This is a genomic window from Streptacidiphilus sp. EB103A, from assembly GCF_041261405.1.
In the GTDB taxonomy this organism is placed as follows: Bacteria; Actinomycetota; Actinomycetes; order Streptomycetales; family Streptomycetaceae; genus Streptacidiphilus.
Map to the genome: position 1 here is coordinate 245,348 of NZ_JBGCAQ010000005.1, position 13,881 is coordinate 259,228.

Below are 13,881 nucleotides of genomic sequence, written 5' to 3' on the forward strand. Positions count from 1 at the left end.
GCACAGCGCCTGTGTCTACCGGCGACGACTGTGGAGGGAGTTGGGGAGGACTGCCTGAATCGACGGAACCGATCAGCCTGTTAAGGCCGATCGGTTTCTAACATAAGTCACCAGGATGAAACTTGTCTCGACCGCACGGGTAGTTCTACGGCAGTTGGTCAGGGGCGTCAACGCCCCATTCCGGATGCGTTGCGAGACCGTGATGTGCCCAGTGGATGAACCCGCTGTCAAAGGGGGATGAAGGTATGAACAAGATCAAACGCGTTGGCGCACAATGCACCAACGCGTTCGCGGCTCATCCCGGCTGGCGCCGGGTCAACTGGAGGTCCCCCAGGGGTCGGTGGCCGGACGGCGGAGCAGGGCGGGGCGCAGCCCCGCGTCGGGAGGGTCGTAGGTGCGGTGGAAGACCGGGGTGGCCGAGCCCGACAGCGGCGGGACGATCCAGCTCCAGTCGGCGGGGACGGCGCGTCCGCTGCGCCGCTCCCGCTCGATGTGCGCGAGGAAGCGCGCGGACTCGGTGTGGTGGTCGGCCATGGTCACGCCGGCCTCCTGGAAGGAGTGCAGTACCGCCAGGTTGAGTTCGACCAGGGCGCGGTCGCGCCACAGGCTCCGGTCGCTGGCGGTGTTCAGGTCGAACAGCGCGGCGATGGAGGGGAGCAGGTCGTAGCGGTCGCTGTCGCCGAGGTTGCGCGAGCCGATCTCGGTGCCCATGTACCAGCCGTTGAAGGGCGCCGCCGGATAGCCGACCCCGCCGATCTCCAGGGTCATGTCGGAGACCGCGGGGACGGCGTACCAGCGCAGGCCGAGCCCGGCGAAGCCGGAGTGCTCGGGGTGGCGCAGCGGCACCTCCAGTACCGCGTCCCCGGGGAGCTCGTAGTACTCGGGGGTGCGCTCCGGCGCGGCCTGGACCAGCAGCGGAAGCAGGTCGAACTCCTCCTTGCCGCCCTTCCAGCCCAGATTCCGGGCCAGGGCGAGGCGTGCGGCGCTGGCGGGGTCGTCGGCGTAGCGCACCAGTTGCTCGCTGAGCAGCCGGGCGGCGGGTCGGCCCGGCCGGTCGGGTGCGAAGACGCTGATCACCGGTCGGATCCGGCCGCCGTTGGTGGCGAGCCGCAGATGCTCGAAGCTCTGCTCGGCGATGTCGTCCGGATGTCGGAGATGCCGCAGGTCGCGAACGACCAGACTGCGCCAGTACAGCCGCCCGATGCAGCGGGCGGCGTTGCGCCAGGCGACCCTGGCGCCGAACACCAGTTCCTCGGTGGTGTGCTCGTAGGTCCCGTAGGACTCGATCGCCCTGCGGACCTCGCGCCGGCGGCGCTCGGGGTCACCCGTCGCCTCGGGGTTCTCCTCGGCGAACTGCCCGATGAAGGCCTCGGCGGCCTGGATCCGTGCGGCCAGTGCGGGCGGGCGGCGTCGGCCGGACCCGTGGTGCGATGGAATGGTGCGTTTGAACAGCAAGGAACATCCCTCCCGCCTCATGGGTACCTCAGGTGAGCGGGCGGACGCGGAGAGTATGCGATAGTCCGGACGGGACGATGTACGAACGGCTAGGGTGCTGTCCGTTGCGGTCCGCCCCTGCCGCATCGGTCGGCGGCGCCTGCCCTCCCACGCTGACCTGCGACAAAGCGGTTGGCCCTGGTCCGGATCGATGGTCATATGGGGCCATGACGCAGATGAACCACGAGGACGTGCTCGCCCTGTTCGACCGTCGGATGCGCCGGGAGGCCGCCCCCGACAGCCCCGGCGCGGTCGTCGAGCGGGTCGGCGACGTGGTGCGCCAGACCGGCGGCGCGGCGGACGCCTGGACCGGGGTGCTGTGGTCGGACCTGACCGAGCAGACAGCCGACGCCGCCATCGCCCAGCAGGTCGCCGATGCCACCGAGGTCGGCCGCGAGTTCGAATGGAAACTCTACCGGCATGACGGCCCGGCCGATCTCGGCGACCGTCTGCTGGCCGCCGGGTTCACGCCGGAGCCGACCGAGGCGCTGATGGTCGCACCGGTCGCCGCGCTGATGACGGACGCCGCGCTGCCGGACGGGGTCCGGCTGCAGCAGGTCGTCGACGCGGCCGGGGCGGAGCTGGTGGTGCAGGTGCACGCCAGGGTCTTCGGCTCCGACGCCGACCGGATGCGCAGCCGGCTGCTGGCCCGGCTCGCCGACGACCCCGACACGCTCAGCATGGTCGTCGCCGTGGCGGAGGACGGGGAACCGGTGTGCGCGGCGCGGATGGAGTTCTGCCAGGGCACCGGCTTCGCCGGGCTGTGGGGCGGGGGGACTCTGCCGGCCTGGCGTGGCAAGGGCATCTACCGCGCACTGGTCGCCCACCGGGCCCGTGAGGCGGCTGCTGCCGGCTATGAGTACCTGCAGGTCGACGCCTCCGACCTGAGCCGTCCGATCCTGGAGCGGCTGGGCTTCGCTGTACTGAGCACCACCACGCCGTACCTGCTGACGCCGTGACGCCCGTCCTGATGCCGTGTCACGGCGCCAGGACGCCCAGCAGCCGGGCCACCTCGGCGGCCACCGCGTCCCGGGCCGGACCGAGCCAACGGCGCGGGTCGACCAGGGCCGGATCGGCGGCCAGCACCTCCCGTACCGCCTCGGTGTAGAGGCGGCTGAGGTGGGTGGAGATATTGACCTTGCGCATCCCCGCCGTCACCGCTGCCGCCATGGTCGCGTCGGGCACGCCCGAGGAGCCGTGCAGCACCAGCGGCACCGGGACCGCCGCGCGCAGGGCCTCGATCAGCGGCAGGTCCAGCGCCGCCGAACGGACCGTCATGGCGTGCGAGGAGCCGACGGCGACGGCCAGCGCGTCCACGCCGGTGGCGGCGACGAACGCGGCCGCCTCCGCCGGGTCGGTGCGCACACCCGGGGTGTGTGCGCCGTCCTTGCCGCCGATCTCGCCCAACTCGGCCTCCACCAGCAGACCGCGCTCGTGGCACCACTCGGTGATCTCGCGGGTCGCCGCGACGTTCTCGTCCCAGGGGAGCTTCGAACCGTCGAACATCACCGAGCCGAATCCGCAGGCCGCGGCCTCCTGGATCAGCTCGAACCCGGTGGCGTGGTCCAGATGCAGGGCGGCCGGGACCGGACAGGCCCGGGCCGCCGCCCGCACGGCCGCGGCGATGGGGGCGAGTCCCCGGTGGTAGCGCACCGCGTTCTCGCTGATCTGGAGGATCACCGGGGCCTCGGCCTGCTGCGCCCCGGCGAGGATGGCCTCGGCGTGCTCCAGCTGGATCACGTTGAACGCGCCCGCGGCGAAGCCGTCGCGCTCGGCGTTGCGGAGTATCCGCGCGGTCGGTGTGAGCGGCATACGGTTGAGCCCCCTGCTGTCTGTTCAGGTCTGTTCGGGTCGGGTTCAGGATCGGGTCGGTTCAGGAACGGAGGAGTTCGCGGTACAGCGCCGGGTCGAAGTCGCCCGCCAGCGGCGCGGCCACGGCCGCGGCGGCGAGCGCGGCGGCGTCCGCGGCGGCTTCGGGCCAGGGCAGTCCGTCGGCCAGGGCGATGGCGAGCGCGGCGGTCGCCGCGTCCCCCGCGCCGGTCGGGTTGCCCCGTATCCGGCACGGCGCCGGCGTGTGCCAGCGCAGCCCTTCGGCGCTGCCGTAGAGCCCGGCGGCCCCGGCGGTGACCACCGCCGTCGCCGCGCCCAGCTCGCGCAGCCGGTCGGCGGCGGTGGCCGGGTCGGCGGCGCCGGTGGCCCGGCGGGCCTCCTCGGCGTTGGGCTTCACCAGCGCGGGCCGCCCGGCCAGGCCGGCCAGCAGGGCCTCCCCGTCGGCGTCCAGCACCGCCGGGACGCCCAGCTGCGCGGCGCGGCTCAGCAGCAGCGCATAGGCGTCCACCGGCACCCCCGGCGGCAGGCTGCCGGAGACCACCACCACCTCGGCCTGCGCCAGCGCGGAGGGGAAGTCGTGCTCGGCGAAGCGGTGCCATTCGGCGGCGCTGATCTCCGGTCCGGGCTCCCAGAGCCCGGTCACCTCGCCGCCCTCCTCCACCACGGCGACCGTGCGCCGGGTGGCTCCCCGGACCGGTGTCAGCCGGTGCGGCAGCCCGGCCGCGTCCAGGTCGTCCCGCAGCGCCTGCCCGGCGGGACCGCCGGCCAGGCCGGTGACCAGCACCGACCGGCCGCGCGCCGCCAGCACCCTGGCCGTGTTGACGCCCTTGCCGCCGGCCCGCTGGGCCACCGAGGCGACCCGGTTGGTGCCGCCGACGCTGAGCGCGTCGAGCCGGTAGGTGGTGTCCAGGGCGGCGTTGAGGGTGACTGTGACGATCATCAGGCGCCGGCTGCCGGGCCCGTTGCCGTACCCGCGGCTGTATCGGTGGCGAGCACCACCGACCGTGTCAGGTGCTGCGGGTTGTCGACGTCCCGACCCAGCTTCCCGGCCAGCGCGACGCCGAGCCGCTGCACCCGGACCAGCTCGGCGACCGGGTCGAGGGTCGGCTGCTCCAGATGCGCGCCGGTGGCCGCGATCTGCTCGGCGAGGCCCTGCGGCAGCTCGCCGAGGCTCCAGACGGCGCGGCCGGGGCGGGCCACGCTGATCGGTCCGTGCCGGTACTCCATCGCCGGGTAGGACTCGGTCCACCAGGCGGCGGTCTCACGGACCTTCAGGGCCGCCTCGCGGGCCAGGCCGTAGCTCCAGCCGCGGCCGAGGAAGCTGATCTGCTCGGCGTCCAGCAGTTCGGGGGCGATGCTCGCGGTGAGCGCGGTCGCGCCGTCGGCGATCACGGCGTCGGTCCGCTCGCCGAGGTGGGCCCGGAGCAGCAGCAGCTGGGTGGTGGGGAAGCGGGTCTGCACCACCGAGCGCTCGTCGGCGAAGTCCAGCACCACCAGCTCGTCGGCGAGGTCGACGACCGGGGTGGCCGGGTCGGCGGTGATCGCGGTAGTGGCGACCGTACCGCGCAGGCCGGCGAGCAGTTCGAGCACCTCGGTGGTGGTCCCGGAGCGGGTCAGCGCGAGCACCCGGTCGTACCGGCGGGCGAAGCCGGGGCCCAGCGGGGCCTCGGAGGCGGCGAAGGCGTCGGTCTCACCGTGGCCCGCGGTCTCCCGCAGCGCGGCGTAGGCCTGAGCCAGGAACCAGGAGGTGCCGCAGCCGACCACGGCGACCCGCTCGCCGTGCCGGGGCAGCAGCGGTGCGAACTCAGGCAGCCGGTCCACGGCCTGCTGCCAGCAGTCGGGCTGCGCGGCGATCTCTTGCACGGTCCAGGACATGTGGACGGGCCCTCCCCAGAGAGAACAGCTGATTAATATTGCTCATTAACTGCTTGTTTCAAGCAGAAGTGAGCATACATGCGCAGTCCGGAGACAGGAACACCCCGTCCGGCAGGGCCGGACGGGGTGTTCCTGCGGGGTGGGATCGGTTACTGACCGAGTACCGGTCCGAACGGGGCAGAGTCGTCGGACAGTGCGGGCACGTCCGCCGACCTCGGCGTAGCGGCCGCAGCCGGGTAGCGCGCCGTGGAACCGCCCAGGTCGCGGTGGACCGCGACGGCGACCCGCTCGATGCTGATCTCGCCGTACCCCATGGTGCTGTTGTTCTGGGTCAGCACGGCCAGTCGGTAGTCGCGGCCGTTGCCGGTGACCGTGCCGATGCTGTGCACCCGCCAGCCGTGGGTGGCCCGGGGGAGCCAGCCGTTCTTGTTCGACACCAGCGTCCCGCCCGGAGCGCCGTACGGGACGCCCCACCGCTGCGACGGGGTGACCTCGGACATCAGCTTCAGCGCGTAGGCCCGCCAGGTGGTGTTGAGCACGTCGTGGTGGTCGGTGAACGCGTCCAGCAGATGCACCTCGTCCCGGGCGGTGATCTGGGTCAGACCCCAGTAGCCGCCGGGGCCCGGATACGTGCTGTGCATCTGGGCCAGGTTGAGGAAGGCCTGGAAACGGGTACGGCCGACGCTGGCCCAGAGGTTGCTCGCGGCGGTGTTGTCCGAGTGGGTGATCATCGCCCTGAGGTTGGACGTCTCCCAGGCCGTCAGCCCGCGGTGCTGCTCCTGGGCCCGGCGCAGCACCGTGCCCATGATCGCGGCCTTGACCACGCTCGCGGAGTCGAAGTGGGAGTAGGCGTTGTAGGTGCAGAACACGCCGGTGTTCTGGTCGTACACCGCGACGGCGACCTCGTCACCGCGCCCCGACAGCGCGGACCTGATGTCACGGGAGAGCTTGGCGGCCAGGGCGGCGTGCTTCGCGGGAGCCGAGCAGATGGACGTGGCAGCCGCGGCGGAGCCGGCCGTGGCGAGCGGCAGCAGTGCGGCGAGGGCGGTGCTTCCCAGCGCGGTGGCGAGCAGTCGCCGGGCGCGGGACAAGCGGGGTGACGGCACGGGCAGGGACCCTTCTGTGGAGCCGATGGGAAGAACTGGTGTTCAGTCTGCGGGCAACGGGGTCCAGGACCGCGCAGACTCGACCAAATCGTGTCCGAATCCAGACTGCTGACGGGCAGTCCGGTGCTGGCGCCTTGATCGGCGCTTTGGTCGGCGCCTTGCTGTCGGTGCGTCAGTCCTTGCGGCCGGTGACCGCGACGGTCAGCCCCAGGCCGATCATCGCCAGCCCCCCGGTCCCGCCGACCAGCGAGAGCCGTCGCGGTGAACGGGCGAACCAGGAGCGCGCGGTGGCGGCCAGCAGCCCCCACAGGCTGTCCGACACCAGCGCGATGGCGGTGAACACCAGCCCGAGCAGCAGGAGTTGCAGCGTCACCCGGCCGGTGCTGCGGTCGGTGAACTGCGGCAGCACGGCGGCGAAGAACACCATGGTCTTGGGGTTGGCCACGCCCACGACGAAGCCCTCCCAGACGGTCCGCGGGCCGCCGCGCGGCGGCGGGGCGTCGGCCGCGAAGGCCTCGCGCAGCGACTCCCGGTGCCGGATCGCCTTCACCCCGAGGAAGACCAGATAGGCGGCGCCGGCCAGCTTCAGCGCCGTGAACAGCAGCAGCGAGCGCTCCACCAGCGGACCGACGCCCATGGAGACCGCCACCACCAGCACATACGCGCCGACGGTGTTGCCCAGGACGGACAGCAGGGCGGTGCGGCGCCCGTGCGCGAGGGCCCGGCCCACCACGAACAGCACGCTGGGGCCCGGTATCACGATCAGCAGCAGCGACACGGCCGCGAAAGCGGCCAGGCGGTCGACGGACACGACAGGAACTCCCTACTGCGGGGGCAGCTTGTCCATGTACTTCATCGCGTTGACCACGTCCAGGACGGTGAGGCTGTCGGCGGGACCGACCGGCGCGAACACGTACACCGTGCCCGAATCGGCGAAGTTCAGATTCAGCTGGATGGTGTCGCCGGCCTTGGGCACCCGCTTCAGGTCGCTCAGCACCATGTGGTCCGCACTGGCTTTCAGTGTCACCGACCCGTGCGCGGGGACGATGATCCACGGTAGCGAGGCGGGGGAGGAGGCGTCCACGAGATTAATCGTCCCGGCCCAGGGGCTGGACGCCCCCACCAGCCGGTCCGGCGTCCCGCCGTTGTTGCGGATCGTCACATAGGCGGAGAGCGTGGTGGCCCCGGCCGCGGGAGGATCCAGATGCGCGCTGCTCATCCCGATGAGCGCGGGCGAGGCGGCGGCGGTGGCCGCAGTGGCGGGCTGGGGTGCGCTGCGCCCCCACATCAGCAGCACCACCGCCAACGCGATCAGCACCGGGGCCTGGAGCTGGAGCAGCCGCCGCACCCGGGCCGCCCCGCCGCGCTGCCGGCGGCCGCGCGCCTCCAGCAGCGCGGCCTCCTGCTCCAGCGCGGCGAGCTCCAACTCCTCGTCGGTGTCCATGCGCAGTGCTCCCCGCTCGGTCGTCCTGCTGGGCTGCCCGCCTGGGCTTACCTGCTGTCGGCTGCGTCTGTACGCCTGTACGCCTGTACGCCTAGTAGCCCGACGGCCAGGTGAAGTCCTTGTACGGGGTGACGGTGCCGACGTCGAGCTGGATCTTCTCGTACGCGGTCAGCTTGATCGCGTTCGGGTCGCCGGTGTACGTCTTGCCGTCGACGAAGACCGTGACGGTGCCCTTGTTGGGGCCGACCTGGGTGGTGCTCAGCGGCTGCTTCCACAGGTCGAAGAAGTTGCCGAGGGTGTACTCCTGCTTGTTCGGCGACTCGACGTGGACGACGCCGGTCTCGTCGTGCGTGTGCAGGTAGTAGAACTTGCTGCCGCCGCTGACGAAGGCCGAGGAACCCGAGCCGCTGAGCGAGTACGGCGGCATGATGCCGATGCCGTAGGGGATGTTCTTCTGCACGCCGTTGACGTAGATCTGCAGGTGGGCGTGGATGTGGTAGGCGGTGGTCTCCATCGAGTTGCTCTTGACCACACCGTCCACGGCGCCGCCGGTCGACTGCTGGGCGGTGGTGGCGAGCAGGTTGCTGCTCTTGTCGATCGACGGGTCCGAGGCCTGCTTGGCGACCGCGGCCTTGGCGTTGTCGCTGTTGGTCTTCTGGATGGCGAAGGTGGCCGCGGTTCCCGCACCGGCGAGGACGACCACTCCGGCCACGACCCAGGCGATCGTGATCCTGCGCTGGCGACGGGCCTCCAGGCGGCGCTGCTCGGCGATCTTCGCCTGGGCTATACGGCGCCGGTCGGCGTTCGACGGCTTCTTCTGTGTCATCGGTCCTCAGTAGCTTCCGGCTTGCCCTGGAAACAGCGTGTACGGTCCCCGCGGCGGTCACGTTAGTAGGTGCGCTGCTTAGCGTCCCGTAAGTGTGCAACTCAATGCTGAGACGATGATCTTATTTTATGGAGATATGTCCCATATAAGAAAATTACAGCTTGGTAACAGCGGCGCGCTGTCGCCTCAGGTGACGGGTCAGGTGACAGGACGGTGTGAACTCCCGTGCGGGTCGGCGCAGTGGCTAGTGGAAGGGCCGTCGGCGCCGGGCGTGCCAGGTGCGCCGGGGCCGCCGCCGAGTTGGAGCAGTTCCGGGGTGGCGTGGTCGACCTGCAGGGTGCTGTGCTCGATCCGGTGGTGCTCGCGCAGGGTCCGCTCCAGCCGCAGCCGCACCGCGTGGCAGTCCCGGTCGCTGCTGACCAGGACGTGCGCGGAGAGGGCCGGGTAGCCCGAGGTGATCGTCCAGACGTGCAGATCGTGCACCTCGACCACGCCCGGCACCGCCGCCAGCTCCGCGCCGATCGCGTCCGGGTCGAGACCGGCCGGTGCGGCCTCCAGGAAGATCCGCCCGGACTCGCGCACCAGCCCGAATCCGGCGTGGAACATCAGTCCGGCGACCACGAGTGTCGCGATCGAGTCCGCCCGGTTGAAACCGGTCAGCAGGACGACCAGGCCGGCCAGGGCGGTGGCGATGAAGGCCCAGGCGTCATTGAGGATGTGCTGGTATGCGCCTTCCACATTGAGGCTGCTGCGGTTGGCCCGGGAGATCAGCCAGGCGGCCAGGACGTTGACGACGATCCCGACCAGGGCGGTGACCAGGACGATCCCGCCCTCGACGGACGGCGGGCTGATCAGCCGCCGGACGGCCTCGTAGCTGAAGACGGCGCCCAGGCCGAGCAGGGTGATCCCGTTGGCCTGCGCCGAGAGGATCTCCGCGCGCTTGAAACCGAAGGTGAGCGCCCCCTTGGCGGGCCGCGCGGCCAGGCTCATCGCCACCAGGGCGAGCACCAGTGAGGCGGCGTCGGTGAGCATGTGCCCGGCGTCGGAGATCAGCGCCAGCGACTTCGCCAGCACGCCGACGACCACCTCGCCGAGCATGAAGGCGGCGATCAGCGCGAGCGCGGCCTTCAGATAGCGCCGGTCCGCGTCCGCGGAGACGCCGTGACTGTGACCGGCGTGCGCGTTGCTTTCGTCGTGCTCGTGAGTGTCGTGCTCGTGAGCGTCGTCCCTGGCATGACCGTGGCCCGACTCCTGGTGCGCCTGCTCGCGGGTGGGGCTCACCGGTTCCTCCTCCGTTGTCTTCGATCACCACGATACCGGAACATATGAAAGCTCCTTCATGTGTTGCGCCGGTGTGGTGGAGTGTTGTCGCAGCCAAAACCGCTCGCGACCGGTGGGCGCCCGACCTAACGTTTCGGCCATGGCCACCACTCGCCCGCTCGTCGCGGTTCTCAGCGGCGCCGGCTTCTCCACCGACTCCGGCATTCCGGACTACCGGGGCCCCAAGGGTCTGTGGCGTCGCGACCCGGAGGCGGAGAAGCTGGTCACCATCGGTGACTACCGCGACGACCCGGAGGTTCGCCGCAAGGCCTGGCTGCTGCGCATCGAGGTCGGCATGCTCGCGGCCCGCCCCAGCGCCGCCCATCGCGCCCTCGCCGAACTCGAGCACGCCGGGATCCCGCTGCGGGTGCTCACCCAGAACGTCGACGGCCTGCACCAGCTGGGCGGCGTGAGCGAACGCAAGGTCCTGGAGCTGCACGGCACCGCCCGCAGGACCCAGTGCCTGCGCTGTCGCGCCTACGGCGACATGTCCGACGCCCTGGCCAGGGTACGTGCGGGCGAACCGGATCCCGACTGCCGCGCCTGCGGCGGCGGGGTGCTCAAGCCCGCCACGGTGATGTTCGGCGAGCACCTCGACCCCGAGGTGCTCGGCCAGGCCCGCGCCGTCGCCGCAGCTTGCGACCAGCTGTTCGCAGTCGGCAGCTCGCTGCGGGTCCACCCGGCGGCGGGTCTCGTCGACCTCGCCCTCGTGGCCGGCGCCAGGGTCACCGTCGTCAACGCCGAGCCCACCCCCTACGACGACCGCGCCACCGAGGTCGTCCGCGACCCCATCGGCACGGCCGTCCCGGCCCTGGTCCGACGGCTGATCGGGGAGGCGGGGAGGTGACTCCAGGCCGGGGGTGACCCATTGACGCCCCCGGGAGCCACGGATACCTTCGCATCAACAAACTGTTGAACGAGTGGAGGAATACGCGATGGCGCGTCATGACGACTCGGCGGACGGCGCGGGGTACGGGACGACTCTCTCCGGTGCGGTGCGGGACCAGGTCGACGGCGCCCTTGCCGAGGCCGATGCTGAGCTCTCGCGCCGCTACCCGGGTGAGCCGAGCACCCGTCAGCCCGTCCACACCGTGTACGTTCCGGCCGACGCCCTCGCCGGGACGGGGGTGGGCGAACTGGTGGCGGACTGGGGCCGACAGGCCCTTGCGCTGCTCGACCGGCACGCTCCGGACGCGGCCACGCTGGCCGGCATCGTCGGGCGCCCTGCGGACCACCTTGCCGACGAGGTCTACGACCGGGTCCGCGCCAAGCTCGAACGCGAACCCGTGGAGGACCTGCGCATCGACTTCGAGGACGGCTACGGACCCCGCCCCGACGCCGAGGAGGACGCGGCCGCGGTACGCGCGGCCCGGCTGGTGGCTGCAGCCGTTGCCGAGGGGTCGGCGCCGCCCTATGTGGGCATCCGAATGAAGTGCATGGAAGCGGCCGTTCGGCACCGGGGCATCCGTACCCTCGACCTGTTCCTGACCGAGCTGCTCGCCGCGGGCGGCGGCGGCCGGTTGCCGGAGGGGTTGCTGCTCACCCTGCCCAAGGTGACCTACACCCAGCAGGTCAGCGCGATGGTCCGGTTGGTCGAGGACTTCGAGCGGGCGGCGGCGCTGCCGGAGGGTCGCATCGGCTTCGAGATCCAGATCGAGACCACCCAGTCGATCCTCGGCGCCGACGGCCGGGCGACGGTGGCCCGCATGATCGACGCGGCGGAGGGCCGGGCCACCGGACTCCACTACGGGACCTTCGACTACAGCGCCTCCTGCGGGGTGGGCGCGGCCTACCAGAGCATGGAGCACCCGGTCGCGGACCACGCCAAGGCCGTCATGCAGGTGGCCGCCGCCGGAACGGGCGTCCGGCTCTCCGACGGCTCCACCAATGTCATCCCCACCGGCGACGCGGCCCAGGTCCGCGATGCCTGGCGGCTCCACCACCGCCTGGTCCGCCGCTCGCTGGAGCGCGCCTACTACCAGGGCTGGGACATGCACCCCGGTCACCTGCCGACGCGTTACGCCGCGGTCTACTCCTTCTACCGCGAGGGCCTCGACCAGTCCGCCGCCCGCCTGAGCGCCTACGTCTCCCGCACCGGCGGCGACGTGATGGACGAGCCGGCCACGGCCAAGGCCCTCAGCAGCTACCTGCTCCGCGGCCTCGACTGCGGCGCGGTCGACACCACCGAGGTGGAGAAGGCCACGGGCCTGGACCGGCAGCAGCTGAACGCGCTCGCGGGGCGGTGAGGCGCGCCGCTGAGGCACGTGGGGGAGGCCGGCCGTCACCGTGGCCGGTGGAAGCTGTAGGTGGCTTACATGGCGCCACCGTTGCCGCCCTCCGCCGTCCGTGCTTGTTGCTGTTGCTCGCTGCGCTCGCGGGCCAACTGCAGCGGGGGAGCCGGGTCGGGGCCAGGCGCCGTTCCCGGGCCCGGGTCCGGAGGGTGGGGGAGAGGAGAAACGGTTCCGCGGGTGGTGTTCGGCTGAACCGGGGTCACTTTTGGTAGGCTGGGGCACTTTTGGTACGGCAGAACCGGTATGGAGCGGACAAAGCGGCATGATCGAATGACACCTTGTCCCAAAAGTGACCCCGGTTTGCCGTGGGGCGGGCTTTTCGGGTCACTGCCCCTACATTCGGGTCACTCCCTCGACGCTGAAACCGGACATAGCGGGCAGGATGCGTCGGACGAGTGACCCGAACGTATGGGCAGTGACCCCAAACGGGCCAAGCCAACGGGAAGGACCGTTTCTGCACGCCCCCGCCACCAACCACCCCGCCGCCCGGCAACGGCGGGCCGCCCTAGGTGTTTCCGGGCGGGCAGTGCTGGGCCGGGCCGCCAAGGGGGAGTTGCGCGACGTCGTGACCGGGGCGGTGCTCGGGGTCGGGCATCAGGCCGGGGAGGCGATGGCGCCGGGCTAACCTAAGTAGCCAAGCGGAGCCAGTTCGCCCAGGGCGTCAGGTCCCACCGCCCGCCGAGGCCGACACCAGCGACTCCCCGGCCGCAGACCGGTAGTAGAGGACCGAGCGACCGGACCGCCTGCGCCGTACCAGGCCCGCGTCGTGCAGCACCCTGAGGTGCCGGCCGACGGAACCGAGGCCCTGGCCGGTCAGGGCGACCAGCTGGGTGGTGCTCTTGGGCGTCGCCAGCAGCACCAGGACGGCGGCCCGTCCGGGGCCGAGCAGGGCGGCCAGCGCCCGCGGCGCCGCGGACGGGCCGCCGGCCCCGGCCAGGACGCCCGAGCAGGGGTACACCACCGCATAGCGGTGGTGCGGGAGCGGGAGCGGCGGGACGCCCTCCACGCCGGCGGCCGGCTTGGGGTCCCAGGAGACCCACCCCTGACGGGGCGTCACCGGGACGAACAGCAGCTGGGCCCCGGAGATCTCCCTCGGCGGATAGTCATGGGCGTTGATCTGCAGTCGCCCCTCGCCGAGCCAGCGCATGCCCGGCCGCATGGCGTCGAAGGCCCCGGCCCAGCCGCCCTGGCTGAGTTCGGCGGTGCGGGCGACGATGTCCGCCTCCAACACTCGTCGGCGCTGCGGCCAGTACGGCAGGACGGCCTCCGTCCACACCCAGGCCAGCAGCTCGGCGGTGCGCTGCGGAAGATCGGAGCGGTCCAGTTCGCGGGGGAGCGGGCCGCCCAGCGAGACGGTCAGATTGGTCCGTGCGACCTCGGGGGAGGCCTCGCGCACCCGTACCAGCTCCTGCTCGAAGGCGGGTTCGCGCTCGGCTCCGGGCGTGGGGGTGAGGAAGTCCGCGATCGAGGTACGGCCGAGGGCGGCCCGGACCAGCAGCGCGGTGACCGGGTCGGCGGCCTGCCGCCGCCGGTAGTCGGCCAGGTGCGCGTCCAGCCAGGCGCGCTCGCCGGAGTGCGCGGCGGTCCCCAGCTCCAGGGCCTTCAGCGCCGCGGTGGCCTCGGCCAGCGGGGAGAGCACGAACCTGCTGCCCGCCAGGGTGTCCGCGTTGACCTGCCACCAACCCATGGTTTCGC

The 13,881-nt window shown here is 71.8% G+C and carries 13 protein-coding genes; 3 read left to right on the top strand and 10 right to left on the bottom strand.

Annotated features, from left to right (window positions below; translation table 11 throughout):
- Nucleotides 1–315: 315 nt before the first annotated feature.
- Entirely contained in the window at nt 316–1,395 is a 1,080-nt protein-coding gene (locus ABH941_RS10295; protein ID WP_370128689.1) for a nitric oxide synthase oxygenase, read from the bottom strand.
- Between the two features lie 275 nt (nt 1,396–1,670).
- On the opposite strand from ABH941_RS10295, the gene ABH941_RS10300 reads away from it, so the two are divergent.
- Nucleotides 1,671–2,453, top strand: coding sequence for a GNAT family N-acetyltransferase (locus ABH941_RS10300; RefSeq protein WP_370128691.1), 783 nt, complete (start codon nt 1,671–1,673; stop codon nt 2,451–2,453).
- 19 nt (nt 2,454–2,472) lie between these two features.
- Here ABH941_RS10300 and ABH941_RS10305 read toward each other — a convergent pair whose 3' ends face one another.
- From ABH941_RS10305 to ABH941_RS10340, 8 genes are all read right to left on the bottom strand, one after another.
- Nucleotides 2,473–3,306 (bottom strand): ketose-bisphosphate aldolase, encoded by an 834-nt coding sequence (locus tag ABH941_RS10305; protein WP_370128405.1) that lies wholly within the window; start codon nt 3,304–3,306, stop codon nt 2,473–2,475.
- A 61-nt stretch (nt 3,307–3,367) separates the two neighbouring features.
- Nucleotides 3,368–4,264 (bottom strand): 1-phosphofructokinase family hexose kinase, encoded by an 897-nt coding sequence (locus ABH941_RS10310; protein ID WP_370128407.1) that lies wholly within the window; start codon nt 4,262–4,264, stop codon nt 3,368–3,370.
- Nucleotides 4,264–5,199, bottom strand: a complete 936-nt coding sequence (locus tag ABH941_RS10315; RefSeq protein WP_370128409.1) for an SIS domain-containing protein — start codon at nt 5,197–5,199, stop codon at nt 4,264–4,266. Before ABH941_RS10315 ends, ABH941_RS10310 begins: the two co-directional genes overlap by 1 nt.
- 149 nt (nt 5,200–5,348) lie before the next feature.
- Complete coding sequence (locus ABH941_RS10320; protein ID WP_370128411.1) at nt 5,349–6,305, bottom strand: serine hydrolase; 957 nt, start codon at nt 6,303–6,305, stop codon at nt 5,349–5,351.
- Between the two features lie 172 nt (nt 6,306–6,477).
- Nucleotides 6,478–7,116, bottom strand: coding sequence for a LysE family translocator (locus tag ABH941_RS10325; protein ID WP_370128413.1), 639 nt, complete (start codon nt 7,114–7,116; stop codon nt 6,478–6,480).
- A gap of 12 nt (nt 7,117–7,128) precedes the next feature.
- Nucleotides 7,129–7,749: a copper chaperone PCu(A)C gene (locus tag ABH941_RS10330; RefSeq protein ID WP_370128415.1), complete on the bottom strand. Its 621-nt coding sequence runs from the start codon at nt 7,747–7,749 to the stop codon at nt 7,129–7,131.
- Between the two features lie 91 nt (nt 7,750–7,840).
- Entirely contained in the window at nt 7,841–8,575 is a 735-nt protein-coding gene (locus tag ABH941_RS10335; protein WP_370128417.1) for a hypothetical protein, read from the bottom strand.
- Nucleotides 8,576–8,773: 198 nt separating this feature from the next.
- Nucleotides 8,774–9,856 (bottom strand): cation diffusion facilitator family transporter, encoded by a 1,083-nt coding sequence (locus ABH941_RS10340; protein WP_370128419.1) that lies wholly within the window; start codon nt 9,854–9,856, stop codon nt 8,774–8,776.
- 139 nt (nt 9,857–9,995) lie between these two features.
- Here ABH941_RS10340 and ABH941_RS10345 point away from each other — a divergent pair, with 139 nt between their 5' ends.
- Nucleotides 9,996–10,742 carry an NAD-dependent deacetylase gene (locus tag ABH941_RS10345; RefSeq protein ID WP_370128421.1) on the top strand — a complete coding sequence of 249 codons (747 nt, stop codon included), beginning with the start codon at nt 9,996–9,998 and terminating at the stop codon, nt 10,740–10,742.
- 88 nt (nt 10,743–10,830) lie between these two features.
- Entirely contained in the window at nt 10,831–12,141 is a 1,311-nt protein-coding gene (locus ABH941_RS10350) for an aldolase (protein WP_370128423.1), read from the top strand.
- A 706-nt stretch (nt 12,142–12,847) separates the two neighbouring features.
- Here the strand turns inward: ABH941_RS10350 and ABH941_RS10355 are convergent.
- Nucleotides 12,848–13,873 (bottom strand): ArsR family transcriptional regulator, encoded by a 1,026-nt coding sequence (locus ABH941_RS10355; RefSeq protein WP_370128425.1) that lies wholly within the window; start codon nt 13,871–13,873, stop codon nt 12,848–12,850.
- Between the last annotated feature and the right edge of the window lie 8 nt (nt 13,874–13,881).

Bases quoted from the DNA above. Each gene is read 5' to 3' on its own strand.
- ABH941_RS10305 (WP_370128405.1), bottom strand. From the start codon at position 3,306: ATGCCGCTCACACCGACCGCGCGGATACTCCGCAACGCCGAGCGCGAC.
- ABH941_RS10345 (WP_370128421.1), top strand. From the start codon at position 9,996: ATGGCCACCACTCGCCCGCTCGTCGCGGTTCTCAGCGGCGCCGGCTTC.
- ABH941_RS10330 (WP_370128415.1), bottom strand. From the start codon at position 7,749: ATGGACACCGACGAGGAGTTGGAGCTCGCCGCGCTGGAGCAGGAGGCC.
- ABH941_RS10310 (WP_370128407.1), bottom strand. From the start codon at position 4,264: ATGATCGTCACAGTCACCCTCAACGCCGCCCTGGACACCACCTACCGG.
- ABH941_RS10315 (WP_370128409.1), bottom strand. From the start codon at position 5,199: ATGTCCTGGACCGTGCAAGAGATCGCCGCGCAGCCCGACTGCTGGCAG.
- ABH941_RS10300 (WP_370128691.1), top strand. From the start codon at position 1,671: ATGAACCACGAGGACGTGCTCGCCCTGTTCGACCGTCGGATGCGCCGG.
- ABH941_RS10355 (WP_370128425.1), bottom strand. From the start codon at position 13,873: ATGGGTTGGTGGCAGGTCAACGCGGACACCCTGGCGGGCAGCAGGTTC.
- ABH941_RS10350 (WP_370128423.1), top strand. From the start codon at position 10,831: ATGGCGCGTCATGACGACTCGGCGGACGGCGCGGGGTACGGGACGACT.
- ABH941_RS10335 (WP_370128417.1), bottom strand. From the start codon at position 8,575: ATGACACAGAAGAAGCCGTCGAACGCCGACCGGCGCCGTATAGCCCAG.